Annotated in this window: 19 protein-coding genes; 11 read left to right on the top strand and 8 right to left on the bottom strand. The window is 71.9% G+C overall.

The annotated features are described in order from the left end of the window. Positions 1 to 19 precede the first annotated feature (19 nt). From ku to JL106_RS17275, 4 genes are all read left to right on the top strand, one after another. A complete protein-coding gene (gene ku, locus JL106_RS17290) occupies positions 20 to 1018 on the top strand; it encodes a non-homologous end joining protein Ku (RefSeq protein WP_205262007.1) in 999 nt (332 codons plus the stop codon). A 267-nt stretch (positions 1019 to 1285) separates the two neighbouring features. Beyond that, positions 1286 to 2083: an SDR family NAD(P)-dependent oxidoreductase gene (locus JL106_RS17285; protein ID WP_205262006.1), complete on the top strand. Its 798-nt coding sequence runs from the start codon at positions 1286 to 1288 to the stop codon at positions 2081 to 2083. Positions 2084 to 2109: 26 nt separating this feature from the next. Then, a complete protein-coding gene (locus JL106_RS17280) occupies positions 2110 to 3876 on the top strand; it encodes a flavin-containing monooxygenase (protein WP_205262005.1) in 1767 nt (588 codons plus the stop codon). Positions 3877 to 4108: 232 nt separating this feature from the next. Next, on the top strand, positions 4109 to 5362 hold the full coding sequence (locus JL106_RS17275; RefSeq protein WP_205262004.1) for a cytochrome P450: 1254 nt from the start codon (positions 4109 to 4111) through the stop codon (positions 5360 to 5362). 20 nt (positions 5363 to 5382) lie between these two features. Here the strand turns inward: JL106_RS17275 and JL106_RS17270 are convergent, their stop codons facing one another. Beyond that, on the bottom strand, positions 5383 to 6510 hold the full coding sequence (locus JL106_RS17270) for a carboxylate-amine ligase (protein WP_205262003.1): 1128 nt from the start codon (positions 6508 to 6510) through the stop codon (positions 5383 to 5385). Positions 6511 to 6607: 97 nt separating this feature from the next. On the opposite strand from JL106_RS17270, the gene JL106_RS17265 reads away from it, so the two are divergent. Both JL106_RS17265 and JL106_RS17260 read left to right on the top strand, forming a co-directional pair. After that, positions 6608 to 7099, top strand: coding sequence for a MarR family winged helix-turn-helix transcriptional regulator (locus JL106_RS17265; RefSeq protein WP_205262002.1), 492 nt, complete (start codon positions 6608 to 6610; stop codon positions 7097 to 7099). Then, positions 7096 to 7362: a hypothetical protein gene (locus tag JL106_RS17260; protein WP_205262001.1), complete on the top strand. Its 267-nt coding sequence runs from the start codon at positions 7096 to 7098 to the stop codon at positions 7360 to 7362. Before JL106_RS17265 ends, JL106_RS17260 begins: the two co-directional genes overlap by 4 nt. On the opposite strand, the gene JL106_RS17255 is transcribed toward JL106_RS17260, so the two are convergent. The 7 genes from JL106_RS17255 to JL106_RS17225 form a co-directional block, all read right to left on the bottom strand. Next, positions 7363 to 8358, bottom strand: coding sequence for a squalene cyclase (locus JL106_RS17255; RefSeq protein WP_236007875.1), 996 nt, complete (start codon positions 8356 to 8358; stop codon positions 7363 to 7365). 51 nt (positions 8359 to 8409) lie between these two features. Beyond that, positions 8410 to 9468, bottom strand: a complete 1059-nt coding sequence (locus JL106_RS17250) for an ABC transporter ATP-binding protein (RefSeq protein WP_205262000.1) — start codon at positions 9466 to 9468, stop codon at positions 8410 to 8412. Next, complete coding sequence (locus tag JL106_RS17245) at positions 9468 to 10397, bottom strand: carbohydrate ABC transporter permease (RefSeq protein WP_205261999.1); 930 nt, start codon at positions 10395 to 10397, stop codon at positions 9468 to 9470. The genes JL106_RS17250 and JL106_RS17245 overlap by 1 nt, the downstream gene beginning before the upstream one ends. Then, positions 10394 to 11473, bottom strand: a complete 1080-nt coding sequence (locus JL106_RS17240) for a carbohydrate ABC transporter permease (protein WP_205261998.1) — start codon at positions 11471 to 11473, stop codon at positions 10394 to 10396. Before JL106_RS17240 ends, JL106_RS17245 begins: the two co-directional genes overlap by 4 nt. Before the next feature lie 87 nt (positions 11474 to 11560). Continuing rightward, entirely contained in the window at positions 11561 to 12910 is a 1350-nt protein-coding gene (locus tag JL106_RS17235) for an extracellular solute-binding protein (protein ID WP_205261997.1), read from the bottom strand. Between the two features lie 75 nt (positions 12911 to 12985). Then, a complete protein-coding gene (locus JL106_RS17230) occupies positions 12986 to 14020 on the bottom strand; it encodes a Gfo/Idh/MocA family protein (RefSeq protein ID WP_205261996.1) in 1035 nt (344 codons plus the stop codon). 269 nt (positions 14021 to 14289) lie between these two features. Continuing rightward, positions 14290 to 15075 carry a DeoR/GlpR family DNA-binding transcription regulator gene (locus tag JL106_RS17225; protein ID WP_205261995.1) on the bottom strand — a complete coding sequence of 262 codons (786 nt, stop codon included), beginning with the start codon at positions 15073 to 15075 and terminating at the stop codon, positions 14290 to 14292. Between the two features lie 237 nt (positions 15076 to 15312). On the opposite strand from JL106_RS17225, the gene JL106_RS17220 reads away from it, so the two are divergent. The 5 genes from JL106_RS17220 to JL106_RS17200 all read left to right on the top strand — a co-directional run bounded on the left by JL106_RS17220 (position 15313) and on the right by JL106_RS17200 (position 20269). Continuing rightward, complete coding sequence (locus tag JL106_RS17220) at positions 15313 to 16203, top strand: SIS domain-containing protein (protein WP_205261994.1); 891 nt, start codon at positions 15313 to 15315, stop codon at positions 16201 to 16203. 145 nt (positions 16204 to 16348) lie between these two features. Further along, the gene (locus tag JL106_RS17215) at positions 16349 to 17284 is read left to right on the top strand and encodes an ROK family protein (protein WP_205261993.1); all 936 of its coding nucleotides are present in this window, start codon (positions 16349 to 16351) and stop codon (positions 17282 to 17284) included. Next, positions 17281 to 18411: an N-acetylglucosamine-6-phosphate deacetylase gene (gene nagA / locus JL106_RS17210; RefSeq protein WP_205261992.1), complete on the top strand. Its 1131-nt coding sequence runs from the start codon at positions 17281 to 17283 to the stop codon at positions 18409 to 18411. Before JL106_RS17215 ends, nagA begins: the two co-directional genes overlap by 4 nt. Beyond that, positions 18408 to 19361: a 1-phosphofructokinase family hexose kinase gene (locus JL106_RS17205; RefSeq protein ID WP_205261991.1), complete on the top strand. Its 954-nt coding sequence runs from the start codon at positions 18408 to 18410 to the stop codon at positions 19359 to 19361. The genes nagA and JL106_RS17205 overlap by 4 nt, the downstream gene beginning before the upstream one ends. 50 nt (positions 19362 to 19411) lie before the next feature. Further along, a complete protein-coding gene (locus JL106_RS17200; protein ID WP_205261990.1) occupies positions 19412 to 20269 on the top strand; it encodes a class II fructose-bisphosphate aldolase in 858 nt (285 codons plus the stop codon). Positions 20270 to 20285: the final 16 nt, after the last annotated feature.

Here is a 20285-nt window from a genome sequence, read left to right as displayed (position 1 = left end):
GGCCAGCGATGATGGTTCCATGCGATCCATCTGGAAGGGTTCCCTGGCGTTCGGGCTGGTCAACGTCCCGATCAAGGTGTACTCCGCGACCGAGGAACGCGACATCCGCTTCCACCAGGTGCACGCGGCCGACGGCGGCCGGATCCGCTACCAGCGGGTGTGCGAGGTGTGCGGGGAGAAGGTCGAGTACAGCCAGATCAACAAGGCGTACGAGTCCCCCGACGGCCGGGTGGTGGTGCTGACCGACGAGGACTTCGCCGAGATGCCGGCGAACAACGACCACGAGATCGAGGTCTCCAGCTTCGTCCCGTCCGAGCAGATCGACCCGGTGCTCTACGACAAGAGCTACTACCTGGAGCCGGCGTCGAAGTCGACCAAGGCGTACGTGCTGCTGCAGCAGACGCTGCAGAGCACCGACCGGGTGGCCATCGTGCACTTCGCGCTCCGGCAGAAGACACGGCTGGCCGCGCTGCGGGTACGGGACGACGTGCTGGTCGTGCAGACGCTGCTGTGGCCGGACGAGGTGCGTGAGGCCCACTTCAGATCGCTGGACGAGCCGGTGGAGATCAAGCCGGCCGAGTTGAAGATGGCCGCCGCGTTGGTCGACAGCTTCGCCGACGACTTCCACCCGGAGCAGTACACCGACACCTACCGCGAGGAGCTCGAGCAGCTCATCGAGGCCCGGTTGGCCGGCGCCGAGGCGTTCCCCGAGGCCGAGGCGGCCGACACCGGCGAGGACGCCGAGGTGGTCGACCTGCTGGCGGCGCTGCAACGCAGCGTCGAGCGCAGCAAGCGCGGGGCCGCCGCCGCCGAGACCGCCGGCGACGAGCCCGCCGATACGACCCCGAAGAAGGCGACCCGTTCCCGGGTGGCGTCCCGGGCCGGCGAGCCGGCCGCGAAGCGGAGCACCGGCACCCGGTCCCGCAAGACCGGTACCGACGACGCCTCGGCCGACGGTGATGCCGGCGAGGTGACCGAGACCAAGGCCCCGGCCCGGCGGCGTCGCACCGCGTCCTGAGCCGCCCGCGCAGGATCCGACCCGCCGTCCGAGCCGCCGCCAGACCCGTTCCCGCCGCATCCGGACGCGACGGCTTGCCTGTCCCCGGCCGCCGCGCCACGCCACGACTTGCCGACACGAACGACCGGTCGTTAGCCTGGATGACAGCCACACCGGCAGCTGGCGACATCGTCGCGCCGCCGGCTGCGTGTGTCGTCGACGACTCCCCCGGGCGCCCTCGACGGGCGCAGGCGCTCGCACCACCTTTCACCGACGAGAGGAATCAGCATGGGGCAGCTCGACGGCAAGATCGTCGTCATCACCGGATCCGGGCGGGGCCAGGGCCTGGCCGCCGCCAAGATCTTCGCCCGCGAGGGCGCCCGGATCGTGATCAACGACCTCGACTCCGAGTCGGTCGAGAAGGCCGTCGCCGACGTGCGCGAACTCGGCGGCGAGGCCAACGGCTACGCCGGCGACATCTCCGACCCGGACGACGTGCAGGCACTGCTCGCCGTGGCCCAGGGCATGGGCGGCCTGGACGTCCTCTACAACAACGCCGGCATCGGCAACTCGGCCACCAAGCGGTTCGGCATCGGGATGGACGACCTGGTCAACTGCACGCTCGAGGACTGGAACCGGATCATTGCGATCAACCTCACCGGTTCCTTCCTGACCTGCAAGTACGGCATTCCGATGATCATCGAGCGGGGCGGCGGCTCGATCATCAACACCTCGTCCATCCACGGCATCGTCGGGATGACCAGCGCGCACGCCTACTCGGCGACCAAGGGCGCGCTCTGCGCGATCACCCGGGCCATCGCCATCACCTACGGACCGCAGGGCGTCCGCTGCAACGCGATCCTGCCCGGCGTGGTGCAGACCGACATGATCGGCGACGCCCTGGCGATCGCCGAGGTCCGCGAGCACATGGTGAACGCCGCGCCGCTGCGCAAGGCCGGCACCGCCGAGGACATGGCCAACGCCGCGCTCTGGCTGGCCAGCGACAACGCCAAGTTCGTCACCGGTCAGGACATCGTCGTCGACGGCGGCGCCTCGATGTACACCGCGCTCATCGCCAGCCGCTGACCGCACTGCTCAGGAAGCGAGACACCATGCAGGACACCGCGGAGCTGACGCCGGAACAGGCGCGCGAGAAGTACCGCGAAGAGCGGGCGAAGCGGATCCGGGCCGACGGCCTGGACCAGTACCTCCACCTCGAGGGCGACCTGGCGAAGTTCGGCCAGGACCCCTGGGCCGAGGGCGACGGCGCCCGCGACCCCATGCAGACCACCGTGGACGCCGTCATCATCGGTGCCGGCATCGGTGCGCTGCAGATGGCCGTGAACATGCGCCGGGTCGGCCTCGACCGGGTCATGATGATCGACAAGGCCAGCGACGTCGGGGGAACCTGGTACTGGAACCGGTATCCCGGAGCCCAGTGCGACACCGAGTCCTACGTCTACCTGCCGTTCCTGGAGGAGACCGGGTACGTCCCGACCGAGAAGTACGCGCACCAGCCGGAGATCTACGAGCACTGCCGGCGGGTCGCCCGGCACTTCGACCTGTACCGCGATGCGGTGTTCCAGACCCAGGTCGAGGAGGCGCACTGGGACGACGCCTCCGGCCGCTGGACCATCAGCACCGACCGCGGCGACACCATCCAGGCCCGCTACCTGGTCATCTGCCCGGGCCGGCTGCAGTCACCGAAACTGCCCGGCATCAAGGGCATCGATCGGTTCCAGGGTCGCGCCTGGCACACCAGCCGGTGGGCTCCCGAGTTCGCCGGCGAGGACCTGGCCAAGCTGGCCGGCAAGCGGGTGGGCATCATCGGCACCGGCGCCACCGGCCTGCAGGCCGTCCCCAAGCTGGCCGAGGTGGCCGACCAGCTGTACGTCTTCCAGCGGACGCCTTCGGCGGTGTGGGAGCGCAACAACCGCCCCACCGAGGACGGCTGGAACACCGATACCGAGCCGGGCTGGCAGAAGCGTCGGATGTGGAACTTCACCGCCGCCGCCGCCGGCTTCCCGGTCCCCGAGGAGCAGGGCGACCTGGTCGACGACGGCTGGACCGAGATCGCCGGCTGGTTCGCGAAGTCCCAGAAGGATCCCGAGGTCACCGATCTCGAGATCATGGGCCGCATGCGCACCCGGGTCGAGGAGATCGTCAAAGACCCGAAGGCGGCCGAGGCGCTCAAGCCGTACTACCGATACGGCTGCAAGCGGCCCACCTTCCACGACGGGTTCCTGCCCGCGTTCAACCGGCCGAACGTCGAGCTGGTCGACACCGACGGCCGCGGCCCGGACGAGATCACCGAGAACGCCGTGGTCGTTGACGGCCAGGCCTACGAGATCGACTGCCTGGTCTTCGCCACCGGGTTCGACCTCGGCATGGGCTTCCTGTACGGCACCGGGCTGAAGATCCACGGCCGTGACGGGCAGCTGCTGACTGACAAGTGGGCCAACGGCCTGCGGACGCTGCACGGCATGTACGCCAACAACTTCCCGAACTGCTTCTACCTCGGCTTCACCCAGACCGCGTTCTCGGTCAGCTACACGCACATGGCGCTGGAGCAGACCGAGCACGCCGCCCACGTGATCGCCGAGGCAGAGCGACGGGGCGCCTTCCTCGAGCCCACCGCGGAGGCCGAGCAGGCCTACGTCGACACGGTCCGGAACGCCAAGACGCCGGCGATGCGTCAGGCCCAGTGGGAGTGCACCCCGAGCTCGGGCAACAACGAAGGCAACCCGGACGACCCGAACACCCTGTTCGCGGGCGCGTACCTGCCGGGCGGCAACACGTTCTTCCAGGTCCTCGCGGACTGGCGGGCGGCCGGCACCTTCGAGGGCGTGACGTTCACCCCGGTGGCGTCCCGCAGCTGACCAGCGCAGCACCCACCGCTGCAGCCCCATCGCAGCACCGAGGCCCGGACCTCCTCCCCATCGGAGGTCCGGGCCTCGCCCGTTCCCGGGTACCGCGCCATCGACCATCGGGCCGGCTCCAGTCGCCCAGGAACTGAATGGCGACGAGGACCGTCCATCTGGTGGAGACCGGCTGCTCGACCGCGGGCCGGCTCCTCCAGGTCCGCCCCAGCTCGTCAGGAGACGCCTCACCATGACCGATCTTGCGTTCGTGCCGTTGCAACGGGAGGCGTTCGACCCGGTGGCCGAACTCGGCCGGATGCGGGCCGAGCAGCCGGTGACGAAGCTGGAGTTCCCGTTCGGCATCAGCGCCTGGCTGGTCACCCGGTACGACGACGTGCGGACCGTGCTGATGAACGCCACCGACTTCAGCAACGACTTCGCCAACCTGACCAAGGCCACCGGCGGGTTGGCCGACGAGGACAAGGATCCGGGCGGGCTGGGGTTCGCCGACCCGCCCAAGCACACCCGGCTGCGCCGGCTGCTCACCCCGGAGTTCACCGTCCGCCGGCTGCAGCGGCTGATCCCGCGGATCGAGGCGGTCATCGACGAGCAGCTGGACGCGATGGAGCAGGCCCGTGCCGCCGCCCCGGACGCACCGGTCGACCTGGTCGGTCAGTTCGCCGTGGCGGTGCCGTCCCTGGTCATCAGCGAGCTGCTGGACGTGCCGGTGGCCGACCGGGAGGCGTTCACCCGGCTCTCGGCCGGCCGGTTCGACCTGTTCGGCGGCATGTTCGACAGCCTGGACGCGATGAGCGAGTCGCTGGTGTTCATGTCCGAGCTGGTCAGTCAGCAGCGGGCCCACCCGGGCGACGGGCTGCTCGGCGCCATCATCCGTGAGCACGGTGACGCCATCACCGACCGCGAACTGGCCGGACTGGCCGACGGCGTCCTGGTCGGCGGGCACGAGACCACGGCCAGCATGCTGGCCATGGGCGCGGTGCTGCTGCTGCAGTCCCCCGAAGCGGCCGCCGTGATGCGCTCGGGCGACGCGGATGCCGTGCAGCAGCTGGTCGAGGAGCTGCTGCGCTACCTGACCGTGGTGCAGGTGGCGTTCCCCCGCTTCGCCCGCACCGACGTGCAGGTCGGCGGAGTCACGATCCCGGCCGGATCGATGGTGCTGTGCTCCCTCTCGGGGGCCGACCGGGACCCGGCGCTCCCCGCCGCGGGCCGCCCCACCGAGGCGGCTGCGTCGGGATGCCCCGCGCACCGGGGCCGATCGCTCGAGGAGTTCAACCCGCACCGGGCGGCGACCGCCCACCTGGCCTTCGGCCACGGCATCCACCGCTGCGTCGGCGCCGAGCTGGCCCGCATCGAACTGCGCATCGCCTACCCGAGGCTGCTGCGCCGCTTCCCCGAACTCCGGCTGGCCGTGCCCCCGCGGGACCTGACCTTCCGCGAGCTGTCCATCGTGCACGGACTGGACCGGGTGCCCGTGACCTGGTGATCGGCCGGTGCCCGGCCGGGTCAGGCGACCGGGTCGGGCACCACCGTGCGCCGCACCACGTCGTCGACCACGCCGATCAGCGACTCCCGCACCGACCCGTCGACCGCGGCGGCGGCCGCCCGCTGCCGGTCGGCGCCGGTGCCGACCGCGGCCCACCGCTGCAGGGATGCGTCGACGAGAGCACGGTCGCCGGTGGCGGACAGCGCCGGCCCGACCCGATCGACCAGGGCGCCGACCGCGTCCAGCGCGGGCAGCAACCGGCCCGCCCGCACGTCGAACAGCTCACCGGCCAGGCCGGACCGGGCCGCCCGCCAGGCGGCGCCGCGCAGCACCTCGACCCGGACGTCGGGCGCCGGGACACCGGAACGCCAGTCCCGCACCGCGGTCTCGACCAGCGCCCGGATCAGCACGGCCACGGCGACCGCGTCATCGACGTCGGTGCAGACGTCGGCCACCCGCACCTCCACGGTCGGATAGCTGGCCGACAGGCGGGCGTCGAAGTAGATCATCCCGGTGTCCAGCGCGGCGCCCGAGGCGATGAGGGTGTCGACCACCTGCCGGTACCGGGCCGGATCGCCGAACCGTTCGGTCGGGCCGGCCGTGGGCCACCGGCCCCACAGCATGGTGCGGTAGCTGGCGTAGCCGGTGTCCTGCCCCTGGAAGAACGGCGAATTGGCCGACAGCGCCAGGATCGTGGCCAGGTCGGTGCGGATCCGGTCCAGCACCGCCACGCCCTCCTCCGGCGAGTCGACCGAGACGTGCACGTGCTGGCCACAGGTCAGTTGCTCGCGGGCGATCACCGCGAACTCGGCGGTCATCCGGTGGTACCGCTCGTCATCCGTGGCGGACGGCCGGGTGGGCAGCGGACTGGTGGCCAGTGCGGCGATCCGGACGCCGGTGGCCGCGGCTCCGGTGGCCATGGCCCGGCGCAACCGGATCAGGTCGGCCCGCAACGGCTCGGCCTCCAGCGCAGGGACCGAACCCAACTCGGCCTGCTGTTCCTTGAACTCGTGGTCGACCCGGTCCGCGTCCACACCGGTCCGGCGGACGGTGGCCGTCACCACGTCGTCCCCGGCCGCCACGGGGGCCGCGGCCACCGGGTCGACCAGCAACAGTTCCTCTTCGACCCCGAAACTCCGCGCGTTCACCGCCCCAGTCTGCGGCACCGGCGACGGGCGACGATCACCACCCGACGGGACGCAACAGCGCAATGCGGAGTGCCCTCATCATTGCTACCCTCATCACATGGACGCCGGACCGGACATCCCGCCAGGGCAGGACCCACTCGCGCTGGAGTCCCAGTTGTGCTTCGCCATGGTGGTGGCCGCCCGCACCGTGGTCGCCGCCTACCGACCGGTGCTGGAGCCGCTCGGCCTGACCCACCCGCAGTACCTGGTCATGTTGGCGCTCTGGCAGCACGCGCCGCTGTCGGTCAAACGGCTGGCCGAACTGCTGAAACTGGAGCCGCCGACGTTGTCGCCGCTGGTCAAGCGGTTGGAGGCGGCCGGCCTGGTCACCCGGCAGCGCGACCCGGATGACGAGCGGGTGCTGCAGGTCCGGCTCACGGAGGCCGGTGTGGCGCTCCGCCGGCAGGCCGAGCAGGTGCCGCCGACCATCGCCGCGCGATTCGGCATGGACGACGCCGACCTGGTCCGGCTGCGCGACGAGCTGACCGCCGTCATCACCGCGTCCGAACGCGCACTCGAGCTCACCGCAGTCGGAAGGACCTCACCATGACCATCCTGGGCCCGGCGCTCGCCGCAGCCACCCACCTGCTCATCGCCGCGCCCGCCGACGACGGCTCGTTCAGCGTCGGCGCCCTGCTGCTCTGGGTGCTCGGCTTCCTGTCGCTCGGGGTCGTCTCGTCGCTCGGCATCATGGCCCGCATGCGGGACCGGCGGGCCGAGCGCATCCGCGACCAGCACGCCATCGAGGAGCACCGCCGCGATCGGCGAGCGGCGGCGGAGCGGACCGACCCCGGCGAGATCACCGCCACCTGATCAGCGCTCGTCCCACCACTGCAGCACCCGCACGGCCAGGAACGTCACCCACTTCGACGGCTCGCGCGTCGGCGCGTCCACCTCGAACCAGACCCGGCCCGGATCGCGGCCGGCCTGCAGCCAGGTGCCGTCGGGCTGCCGGGCGGCCCGGATCATCTCGATGGCGGTGGCCATCCGTGGGTCCGGCGGCCCGCCGTCGGCCAGGCGCGCCGCGCGCAGGTGATCGGCGGCGTTCAGCACGTCGTACTTGGCCCGGATCGGGTAGGCGAAGTGGTCGACCCACGGTCCGACCCGCTCACCCGTGGTCAACCGGCGGAACAGGTCTCGCTCCAGCAGGTACTCCTCGCCGGCGCGGCGGGCGGCCCGGGTGGCGTCGTTGCCGCCGGTCGCCTCGTCGAAGGCCAGCAGCCCCTTGAGGCTGTTCAGCGTGGAGTGGAACGAGGAGCGGGTCGAGCCCTCGACCCATTCGCAGTTCCAGCCACCGTCCGGGAGCTGGTGCTGCACGAACCAGTCGGCGATCCCGGCCACGTCAGGCCGGATGTCCGGGGCGGTGAGCCACACGCCGTTGGCCAACGTCCAGGCGTTGATGCAGCAGTCGACCTCGCCGCCCCAGTAGGGCAGGTCGTCGTACTCCCAGCGGCAGTGCTCGTCCAGCAGCTCCACGGTGTGCCGCTGCTGCAGCACCTCGGCCGGGACGCCCCACTCCCGCAACGAGTTCAGCGTCCAGGTGGTCGCCGTCCACGGCTGCCCGGGCTCGCCGGCCCCCTCGGTCTCCCAGGCCAGCCCGTTCGGGAAGAAGGCGCCGTGCGCCCACTGCCCGTCCGGCTCCTGCAGCGCCAGCAACCGCGCCCCGAACCCCTCGCTGACCACCCGGGCCCGGGTCGCCCGCCAGACCTCGGGCGGCTCACCGGCCAGGTCGCGCTGCACCTGCCAGCGGAGCGCGGGATCGGAGTCCAGCAGCCAGTCCAGCACCGAGTCGGTCACCTCTGACGACATGCCCGGACGATAGCCGCCCCGCCGGGATCCGGCGGGGCGGCCGTCGACGGCTCAGACCGGCAGCCGCAGCCCGGTGGCGGTGTCGAACAGGTGCAGTCGCGCCGCGCTGACGTCGATCGACACCGGCTGACCGACGGTGAAGTGACCGAACCCGGTGAGACGGGCGGTGAGTCGCTCCGGGCCGAGGTCGAGGATCACGTCGGTGGCGTTGCCGATGGGCTCGACCAGCCGGACCCGGGCGATGCCGGCGTCGTCCGGCGCGATGCCGATCTCGTCCGGCCGCAGGCCCAGCCGAACCGTCTGCGGCAGCTCGGCCCCGCGGGGCACCGGCACGACCAGCTCGGTGCCCGGCACCTGGTAGCCGTCGGCCACCCGGGTGGCCGTCCACAGGTTCATCCGCGGCTTGCCCACGAAGGACGCCACGAACTCGGTGGCCGGGTGGTGGTAGATCTCCTCCGGCGAGCCGTACTGCTCCAGGTGCCCCTTGCTCATCACCGCGATCCGGTCGGAGAGGGTGAGCGCCTCCTCCTGGTCGTGCGTGACGTAGACGCTGGTGGCGCCCAGGTCCCGGTGCAGCTGCTTGAGCTCGGTCCGGGTCTGGTCGCGCAGCAGCGCGTCCAGGTTGGACAGCGGCTCGTCGAACAGGAACACGCTCGGGCGGCGGGCGATGGCCCGGCCCAGCGCGACGCGCTGCCGCTGACCGCCGGAGAGCTCCTTGGGCTTGCGGTCCAGGAACGGCTCGATGGACAGCCGCCGCGCGGCGTCCCGCACCCGCGCTTCGATCTGGTCCTTGGGCGTCTTGCGCATCTTCAGCCCGAACGCCATGTTGTTGTAGACCGTCATGTGCGGGTACAGCGCGTAGTCCTGGAAGACGAACGCGAGATCGCGCTTGTCGGGCGGCAACTCGTCGACCCGCCGGCCGTCGATGGTGATGCTGCCGCCGGAGATGTCCTCCAGCCCGGCGATCATGTTCAGGGTCGTCGACTTGCCGCAGCCCGACGGGCCGAGCAGGGTCACGAACTGGCCCTCGCCCACCGTGTAGGTGAGGTCCTCCACGGCCAGCGTCTTGCCGTACGTCTTGCGGACGGCGTCCAGGACGATCTCGCCCATCAGCCCTTCACTGCTCCTTCGGTCAGGCCCCGCACGATCCACTTCTGGGCGGCCAGGGTGAGCACCAGCACGGGCAGCGAGGTGATCACGCCGGCGGTGGCGGCGGCGGTGTAGTCCATGGCGAACAGTCCCTGGAACGAGGCGGTCCGCACGGGCAGGGTGGTCGACCCGCTGGCGGTGAGGATCTTGGCCAGGAAGAAGTCGCTCCACGCGGTGATGAACGCGAAGATGCCCGTCGCGGCCAGGCCCGTGGCGGCCAGCGGGAACGCGATGCGCAGCAACATCTGCCAGCGGTTGCAGCCGTCGATCCGGGCAGCCTTCTCCAGGCTGGCCGGGATGGCTTCGAAGAAGCCGACCATCATCCAGATCACCAGCGGCAGGATCGTCGCGGTGTAGACGATGACCAGCGCCCACGGGGTGTCGAACAGGCCCATGCCGCGGATGATGATGAACAGCGGCACGGCCAGCACGATCACCGGGATGGCCTGGGTGGCCATCATGGCCAGCAGCAGCGGCTGCCGCCCGCGGAAGCGGAACCGGGCGATGCCGTACGCCGCGAACGAGCCCAGCGCCAGGCAGATCAGCGTGGTCAGCAGGGCGACCAGCGCCGAGGTGCCCATCGGCTTGAGGAACGAGCTGTCGGTGAGCAGGTCGCCGTACTCGCTGAAGGTGATCCGGGTCAGGTCCAGATCGGGGTCGCGGCGCTGCAGCAGCTCGGCCGGCAGCAGGCTGTACAGCAACATCCACAGGAACGGCGCGACGAAGAAGATCATCGCGACGACCAGCAGGAACCGGTGCAGCACGGTGAACCCGCGACGTCGCGCCTTCCAACTCAGCCCGCGGGGCGCCCGCGTCGTGCTCGGCGTCGCACCGGTGGGCCGGGGCAGGGTCTTCGGCTCGGTCTGTGGTTCGGTCTGTGGTTCGGTCACTGGCTCTCTCCTGCCACCCCGGCCGGCTGCGCGAGCTCGTCGCGTCCCGGCTCCTTCAGCGAAGGGGTGACATCGGCGGTGGCGCCGGGCTTCCGACGCCACCTGCTGGGACCGCCGGCCGGGCGGCCCAGCAGCAGGATCCAGAACAACGTGGTCAGGATGACCAGCACCATGATGACCACCGCGATGGCCGCGCCGTACCCGCGGTCCAGGTTGCTGAAGGTGGTCAGGTAGCCCAGGAAGTTGATCGTGGTGGTGCCACCGGCCGGCCCACCGGAACCACCGGTGAGCACGTAGATGGTGTCGAAGACCTTGATGGACCACATGCTCTGGACGATCAGCGCGAACATCAACGCGCCCTTCACGCCCGGCAGCGTGATGTGCAGGAACCGCTTCCACGCGTTGGCGCCGTCGACACCGGCCGCGCGGTACAGGTTGCGCGGGATGTTCTGCAACGACGCCATCAGCAGCAGCGTCAGGAACGGCAGCAGTTTCCACATCTCGGCGAAGATGAGCACGTTCATCGCGGTGTCGGGATCGGCCAGCCACTGCACGTTCTCGTCGATGATGCCGAGGTTCCGCAGGATGGTGTTGGCGATCCCGTTGTCGCCGTCGAAGATGAGCCGCCACATGATGCCGTTCACCACCGGCGGTACCGCCCACGGCACCAGCAGCAGCACCCGGGCCAGGGTCCGGCCCTTGAAGTCCTGGTTCAGCAGGATGGCCAGGCCGAGGGCCAGCGCGACACCGCCGATCACGGTGATGACCGAGAAGAAGGCGGTGCGCCCCATGGCGTCCCAGAACTCGCCACTCTCGAAGAGCGTCGTGTAGTTCCGGACCCCGATGTACGGGTGGCGAGGGCTGATCTTGTCGTTCCACTGGTGGGTGGACAGCCACACCGCATACCCGATCGGGTACGCGAAGAGTGCGGCCACGACCAGGACGGCCGGGGCGACCAGTGCCAGGGTGAAGCGCCGGTCACCCCGCGTCCGCGAGTCGGTGCCCCGGCGGCGCCGGTCGGCCCGGGACTCCCGGGATCCTTCCGGCGCCGTCGGTGCGGTGGTGGGAATGCTCATCCGGTCCTGCTCTCCCCTTCCAGGGCGGGCGGCCCGACCGGTCCGGCCGGGCTGCGGGCGTCAGGCGGTCCCCCGCTCGCGGCTCGATCAGCCGGTGTAGCGCTCGACGATGTCGGTGGCGCGGGCCGCGGCCTCGTCCAGGGCCTCCTGCGGCGTGGCCTGCTCCAGCATGGCCCGGGAGATGTTGGTGGACAGCACCTGCGTGACGTCGCTGTACCAGGGCGAGCCGTAACGACGGATCTCGAAGTCGCTCTGCTCCTTGTAGGTGGACACCACCGGCAGTGTCTCGGTGATGGCGGCGTCGTCGAGCAGCGTGGTGGTCACCGGGAACCAGCCCTCCTCCTCGACGATCCGGGTCTGCACCGGCCGCTGGGTGACGTACTGCAGCCAGGCCAGGGCGGCCGGCTTGTTCTGCGAGAACTGATTGATGGCGAAGCCCTCGGAGCCGTCGATGGAGGCGGTGGTCACCGAGATGCCCGGGATGATCGCGTTGCCGGTGTTCTCCCGGCCGACCACGGCACCCTCCTTGGTCGCCGCGGCCCACTGCGACGGCCAGTTGAACACGATGCCGGTCTGGCCGGCGCCGAACAGGGTGCCCAGGTCGGAGGCGTTGGTGATCTGCAGGCTGGACGGGTTCATGACCTTGTCGACGGTCAACAGGTCGCGCAGCTTGGTCAGCGCCTCGACGCCGCGCTCGTCGTTGAAGGTGACGGTGTTGTCGTCCCCGTACATCTGGCCACCGTTGAGCAGCAGGGTGCGGACGAAGTTCTGGTACGCGCCGTCGGTGTTGCCCATGTCGCAGGTGAAGCCGTAGCGGTCACCGGTGGTCAGCGCCTTGGCCGCGGCCACGAACTCGTCCCAGGTGGCCGGAGGCGCCTCAGGATCGAGCCCGGCCTGCCGGAACAGCTCCTTGTTGTAGAACATCGTCTGCGCGCTGGCGAACTTGGGCAGGCCGTAGACGGTCCCGTTCCAGGAGACCGCGTCGAGGGCGGCCGGCAGCAGGTCGGTCGGGACGGCGTCGGAGCCCAGCGCCTGCAGCCAGCCGGCCTGGCCGAACTCGGCCGACCACGCGGCCCAGGTCATCACCACGTCGTAGCTGGAGTCCTGTGCGGAGAACAGCGTCGCCAGCCGGTCGTGCAGGTCGTTAAAGTTGGCCTGCTCGTACTCGACGGTGATGCCGGTGTCGTTCTGGAACGCCTCGACCACCCCGTTGAGGAACACCGGGTTGGTGTTGTCGTCCAGGATCCGGATGGAGCCACTGGCCCCGCTGGTGGTGCCCAGCGTGCTGGCCGGCGCGGCGTCGCCACCACCGCCGGTCACCGGCTCCTCACCACCGCAGGCGGCCAGCAGGCCGCCTGCGGCCAGAGCACCGCCGATGCCGATGAAGCGCCGCCGCGAGACGGCCGAGCTGGTCGGGAATGAGTGGGGACGGGACACGGAGAGCTCCTCGGGGACGGGACGGACGGCACGTCGGCGGGTCGTACAGGTCGGGGTCGAGCGGAGTGGTGCGGGTCAGGCGGGGTCGGCGACTGGTTCGGGCTGGCCGGAGGCCAGGCTGCGGTCGATCGCCGAGATCACCCGGGTGACCACGAGACCATCGGCCAGACCCGGGATGTCGGTGATCCGGCCGAGCAGGTGGTCGATGAACGAGACGGCCATCTCGACCGGGAAGCCCTGCAGTCGGCCATCCTTGACGAAGGTGCCCCACTGGGCCCAGCGCAGCTGGTCGGAGAACAGGTGCACGCCCTGGTCGGCGCCCTGGATCCGCAGCGCCGACTCGGTGCCGACCAGCTCGACCCGCAGGTCGTAGACGGCGGGGTGCGACACCGGCAGCACCCAGGCCGAGTGCAGCGTGGCCGTGGTGCCGTCGGTGAAGGTCAGGCTGGCGTCGACCGAGTCCCAGGTGTCGACCCCGCGACCGACCAGGTGCTGCTTGACGCCGGTGGCGTACACCGAGACGACCTGCTTGCCGGTCAACCAGAGCAGCAGGTCCAGGGTGTGCGGCATCAGGAACCAGGCCGGTGAGCTGCGACCGGCCCAGGACAGCATCTCGGTGGGCACGAAGACGGTGTCGTGCAGGTGCGCGACCTGGGTGAGGACGGTGCCCAGCGAGCCGGCGTCGATCAGCTCCTTGGCCGCGACGAAGCGTGGGTTCCAACGGTTCTCGAAACCGACGACACACTTCACCCCGGCCCGCTCGACCGCGTCGGTGATGGCCCGGGCGTCGTCGGTGGTGGTGGCCAGCGGCTTCTCGATGAGCAGGTGCAGGCCGGCCTGGGCCGCATCCACCGCGACGTCCCGGTGGGCGAAGTCGGGAGTGGCCACGACCAGCGCGTCCAGCTCCAACCCGGCGGCCAGCAGTTCCCGGTGGTCGGTGAAGGACCGGGCATCGTGCTCGACGGCCAGCGCCCTGGCGAGCGCCTCGGCGCGATCGCAGATCGCCACCACGGTCGCGTCGGGGTGCTGGGAGATCGAGCGGGCGAACAGCGAGCCGCGGATGCCGGCACCGACGATGCCGATCCGCACGGGCCGCGATGGCTGGGACATGGGTGGAGGCCTCTCCGACGAGGTACGCGAGTAGGTCTGACTGAAGATGCTCAAAGCAAGCCCGACTCGTTCAAGTTCGCTCATGATTGTTCCACGGCCATCCGATGTCAACGCCCGATCCACGTTACGTTCGTGTGACGACCGCGGGCCACCGCCGACCTTGGGACGCCTCCTGGCAGCCGCGGACACGCATCGAGCAGGAACGAGCACTCAAGGGTCGTCCGCAGGACCGGGAGGGACGCGGCGACCGTGTCCCTCCCGGTCCCGCGTCAGACCTGGATGACCCGGATCCCGGCCGTGGTCAGCGCCGCCACCTGGGCCGGATCGGCACCGGTGTCGGTGACCAGGGTGTTGATGGTCGACGCCGGACAGACCTGGGCGAACGCCCGTCGCCCGATCTTGGTCGAGTCGGCCACCACGATGACCGCGTCGGCCCGCTGGGCCAGCAGCCGGTTGATGCTGGCCTCCTCCTCGTTCTCGGTGGAGGCGCCGCGGTCGGCGGAGACGGCGTTCACGCCGATGACAGCCAGGTCCAGGGACAGCTCGCGCAGGGCGGGCTCGGCCAGCGAACCGACCAGCTCGTAGGACTGCGGACGGGCGACGCCGCCGGTCAGGACCACTTTGACGGCCGGCCGCAGGATCATCTCGGACGCGATGTTCATCGCGTTGGTGACCACCGTGATCCACGGCGCGGTGCGGTCGGTGGGGCGGTCCGGGCGGGCAGCCAGCGCCCGGGCCACCTCGGTGGTGGTGGTGCCACCGGTGAACCCGACGATGCTGCGGTCCGGGATGAGCTCGGCCGCCGCCGCGCCGATGCGGCGCTTCTCCTCGGCGTTCCGGCCGGACTTGTACCGCAGCGGCAGGTCGTAGGCCATGCCGTTGGCCTTGGCGCCACCGCGTGTGCGGACCAGCATCTGCCGGTCGGCCAGCTCCTCGAAGTCACGGCGGATGGTGGCCGGGGAGACCTCCAGGGCCGCGGCCGCCGCTTCGACGGTGAGCAGTTCCGAGGCAGCCAACAGCTCCAGGACCTTCGACCAGCGCTCCTGTCGATCCACTTCGCGCTCCCGTGCGTGTCCTGGCCGTGACCGCCGGCCGTTCGTAGTTGTTCACAGTGTTGCAGTTCCGAGCAGTATCGGGCACGATTCGGATCGTCCCGCTCGACGACCCTCTCGCGGGCGACCGACCGAGCCCCATCTGCGCCCCATCGGTGCACCGCCGTGCCACTGGCCCGCCCAGTGCTGCCGCCGTCGGGCCGATGAGCGATCTTCCCCGACCAGCAGGAGGACCCCATCATGACCACCCCGCACACCGGCGCCGAGATCGCTCGCCAGCCGGAGAGCTGGCGACGGGCCGGCGACCTGGTGGGCACTGCCGCGGTCGCCGACCTGCTCCCCCGCGCCGACGAGCGCGTCGCGGTGATCGGCTGCGGCACGTCGTGGTTCGTGGCCCAGGCCTACGCAGCGAAGCGGGAGGCCCACACCGGCGCGCACACCGACGCCTTCGCCGCCTCCGAGATGCCGACGCGCCGGTACGACCGGCTCATCGCCATCAGCCGCTCCGGGACCACCACCGAGGTGCTGCAGCTGCTCGAGCGGGTCCGCGGCACGATGCCGACCACCGCCATCACCTGCGACACCACCACCCCGATCGTCGACCTGGCCGACGGGGTCATCGACCTGTCGTTCGCCGACGAGCAGTCGGTGGTGCAGACGGTGTCGGCCACCACGGCGCTCACCGTGCTGCGCACCTCGCTGGGAGAGGACCTGAGTACGGCCGCCGACCAGGCCGAGCAGGTCATCGCCGAGACCGTGCCCGCCGAGCTGGTCACCGCCGAGCAGTTCAGCTTCCTGGGCCGCGGCTGGACCGTCGGGCTGGCGCACGAGGCCGGCCTGAAGATGCGGGAAGCCGCGCTGGCCTGGACCGAGACCTACCCGGCCATGGAGTACCGGCACGGCCCGATCAGCATCGCCGAGACCGGCCGGGTGACCTGGAGCTTCGGTCCCGCCCCGGAGGGGCTGGCCGACCAGGTCGCCGCGACCGGAGCGCTGTGGGTCGAGCACACCGATGTCGATCCGATGGTCGACCTGATCCGGGTGCACAAGCTGGCGGTGGCCATCGCCGAGCACCGCGGGATGAACCCCGACGAGCCGCGCAACCTGACTCGCTCCATCGTGTTGCAGTAGCAACTGCAGGAGTTCCAGCACCACCGCACACGTCCGGCGGACCGGGTGAGTCGCCCTCGCCCGGTCCGCCGGAGTCCGAGGACGGCGGCCGCGACCGGTCGCAGGAGGCGAGGTCCAGCCCGTGGCGAGCGGACAATCGGCCGTCGTGCCGTCAGCTGGTGCCGTCGTCGCGATCGACATCGGCGGCACCACGATCAAGGGTGCGGTGGTCGACGCCGACGGACGCTGGCAGCACCGCGACCGCCGGCCGACCCGCCGCCAGGCCGGGCCCGAGCAGGTGCTCACCGACGTGCTCGTCTTCGCCGACGAGCTGATCGGCCGGGCCACCGCCCTCGGCGTCCCGGCCATCGGCATCGGTGTCGCCTCGCTCGGGCTGGTCGACCCCACCGCCGGTCGGCTGATCTGGTCGGCCACCGTCGGCTGGCGCGACGTCCCCTTGGTCGAGATCCTCCGCACCCGCACCGGCCTACCGGTGATGCTGTTCCACGACATCGCGGCCGGCGCTCTGGCCGAAGCCGAGGACGGCGCCGCGCAGGGGGTCCCGGACTTCCTGTTCACTGCGATCGGCACCGGGATCGGCGGCACCGTCGTCGTCGACGGGCAACCGCGGGGCGGGGCGCACCACCGAGCCGGCGAGCTCGGGCACCTGGTCGTCCGCCCCGGCGGCGCCCCGTGCGGGTGCGGGGCCCGGGGCTGTCTGGAGACCCTGGCCTCCGGTCGCGCGCTCACCGAGCGGTACACCGCGGCGCTCGGCCGACCCGCGACCGCCGCCGAACTCCTCGCCGACGTCGCGGCCGGATCACCGCTCGCGCAACCGATCTGGGACGATGCCGTCGCCGCCCTGGCCGACGCCCTGGTCGCCCACAGCGTCCTGGTCGATCCCGAGCTGATCGTCATCGGCGGCGGGGTGGCCGGCGCCGGTCCGTTGCTGTTCGAGCCGCTGCGCGCCGCGGTGGACGGACGGCTCATGCTGCCGGGCGCCCCCCGGCTGCTGCCCGCACACTTCGGGGACGACGCGGCGCTGGTCGGCGCTGCGGCCGCCACCCGGCGGACCGTGACCGCGATCGAGGCACCCGCATGAGCGCTCCCACCACGCTGACCGGCTCGGTCGTCGGCCCGGACGCGATCACGCCGGCCACCGTGACGGTCTCGGACGGCCGGATCGCCACGGTCACGCCGCTGCCGGCCGGCACCCCGGCCCCGGACCACTACGTGCTGCCCGGTTTCGTCGACCTGCACGTGCACGGCGGGGACGGCGCCGCGTTCGACGACGGCGCCGAGGCCGCCCGGCGGGTCATCGACCGGCACCGCCGACACGGCACCACCACCATGCTGGCCAGCCTGGTCACCGCAGCCCCGGCCGCGCTGACCGAACGGATCCGCGCGCTGGGCGAACTCGTGGATGCCGGCGAACTGGCGGGGCTGCACCTGGAAGGCCCCTTCCTGGCCGAGTCCCGGTGCGGTGCGCACGATCCGGGGCAGCTGCAGGCACCCACCGCCGCCGCCGTCGAGGCACTGCTGGCGGCCGGAGCAGGCCGCGTCCGGATGATCACCCTCGCGCCCGAGCTGCCCGGCGGACTGGCCGCGGTCGAGCGCATCGTCGCGGCGGGCGTGGTGGCCGCTGTCGGCCACACCGACGCCACCGTGGCCCAGACCCGGGCCGCGTTCGACGCCGGCGCCCGGGTGGCCACCCATCTGGCCAACGGCATGCGACCGCTGCACCACCGCGACGGCGGCCCGGTGGCCGCGGCCCTGCTGGACGACCGGGTGGCGGCGGAGATCATCGCCGACGGCGAGCATGTCGCGCCCGAGATGATCGCGGTGTTCGCGCGGCTGCTGGGCCCCGACCGGTTGGTGCTGGTCACCGACGCCATGGCCGCGGCCGGCGCCCCGGACGGGCGGTACTCGCTGGGTGGGCTCCAGGTCGAGGTCGCCGACCGGCAGGCCAGGGTCATCGGACCGGACGGATCGTCCGGGTCACTGGCCGGCAGCACGCTGACCATGGACGCCGCGGTGCGAGGGGCGGTCGCCGCGGGCGTGTCGCTGGTCGACGCGGTGCGGGCGGCCACCCTGACTCCGGCCACCGTGCTCGGCCTCGGGGACAGTCACGGCGCTGTCCTGCCCGGCCGGGTCGCCGACCTGGTCGTCACCGACCGAGACCTGCGACCGACCGCGGTGCTGCGGCACGGCATCTGGAGCGAGCGATGACGCCGACGCCGGCCGGCCGCAGGCCCCGGATCCTCACCGTGACGCTGAACGCCGCCCTGGACGTCACCTACGACGTCGACGCGATGACCCACGGGGCCAGCCACCGGGTCCGGGCGGTGCGCAGCCGGGCCGGCGGCAAGGGCGTGAACGTCGCGCGGGTCGCCGCCCTGCTCGGCGCCCGGGTGACCGCGTCCGGGCTGGCCGGCGGTCCGTCCGGGGCCGAGATCGTCGCCGAGCTGGACGCCGTGCCCGGGGTGCGCCCGGCCTTCGTCCCGGTCGCCGGGGCGTCCCGTCGCACGGTCACGGTCGTCGACGACGCGGGCACCGCGACCGCCTTCAACGAGGCGGGTCCGCTGGTCGACGAGGCCGAGTGGGCCTGCTTCCGCGACCGGTTCCCCGATCTGGTCGCCGACGCCGACGTGATCGTGCTGTCCGGCTCGCTGCCGCCCGGGGTACCCGGGGACGCGTACGCGGCGCTGGTGGCCAACGCCCGGGTGGCCGGCGTGCCGGTGATCCTGGATGCCGACGGGCCGCCGCTGCTGGCCGGCCTCCCCGCCGGGCCGGACGTGGTGAAGCCCAACGAGCCGGAACTGCGTGCGGCGACCGGCACCGCCGACCCGGTGCCAGGCGCCCAGGCGCTGCGCCGGGCGGGGGCCGTCACGGTGGTCGCCTCGCTGGGACCGGCCGGACTGCTCGCCGTCACCGACGCCGGGGCCTGGCAGGCCCGACCGCCGGTCATGACGGTGGCCAACGCCACCGGTGCCGGCGACGCCGCGGTCGCCGCCATCGCCGTCGGGCTGGCCCGCGGCGACGACTGGCCGGCGATCCTGCGCCGGGCGGCGGCCGTCTCGGCCGCGTCCGTCACCGAGCCGTTGGGCGGCGCGGTCGATGTCGCGCTGGCCGAGCGGATCGCGGCCGGGATCGACCCGGTCGCCGTGCGGCCGACCTGACCCGGTGCCGCTCGATCCCCCATCCCCATCCACCTGACCTGAGGACATCCATGCCGCTCGTGCCCACCGCCGACCTCGTCGCCGACGCCGCCGCCGCCCGTCGGGCCGTCCCGGCGTTCAACGTCATCACCCTCGAGCACGCCGAGGCGATCGCCGACGGCGTGGCCGACTGGGCCGCCGGCACGGGCGGCACCGGCGCGGCGATCCTGCAGGTCAGCCAGAACGCGGTGGCCTACCACCGCGGGCAGGTGGCGCCGATCGTCGCCGCCTGCCGGCTCATCGCCGAGGCGTCCGACGCCCGGCTCTCGGTGCACCTGGACCACGCCACCGAGCGGGACCTGCTGGCCGCCGCGGCCGCCGCCGGGGTCAGCTCCGTCATGTTCGACGCCTCGACGCTGCCGCACGCCGAGAACGTGGCCGCGACCCGGGAGGCCACGGCCTGGGCGCAGGCCCGCGGCCTGTACGTCGAGGCCGAACTGGGCGAGGTCGGCGGCAAGGACGGCGCCCACGCCCCCGGCGTCCGCACCGACCCCGACGAGGCCCACCAGTTCGTCGCCGACACCGGCGTCGACGCGCTGGCCGTGGCGGTCGGCAGCTCGCACGCGATGACCGAGCGGACTGCCGCGCTGGACCACCCGCTGATCGAACGGCTGGCCGCCGCCGTCGACGTCCCACTGGTGCTGCACGGTTCCTCCGGGGTGCCGTGGACCGAGCTGCGCGCCGCGGCCCGCTCCGGCATCACCAAGATCAACATCGGCACCCTGCTGAACGTCTCGTTCACCGCCGCCGTCCGCACCGCCCTGGCCGACGAACGGCTGGTCGACCCGCGCAAGTACCTGACGCCCGCCCGCACCGCCACCGCCACGGTGATCAGTGAGGCCATGGCGGAGCTCAACGCCGCCGGCTGAGCCGCTCCCGGCTGGT

It is taken from the genome of Nakamurella leprariae (assembly GCF_016918035.1).
Taxonomy (GTDB): Bacteria; Actinomycetota; Actinomycetes; order Mycobacteriales; family Nakamurellaceae; genus Nakamurella; species Nakamurella leprariae.
This window is presented reverse-complemented; position numbering and strand designations above follow the sequence as displayed.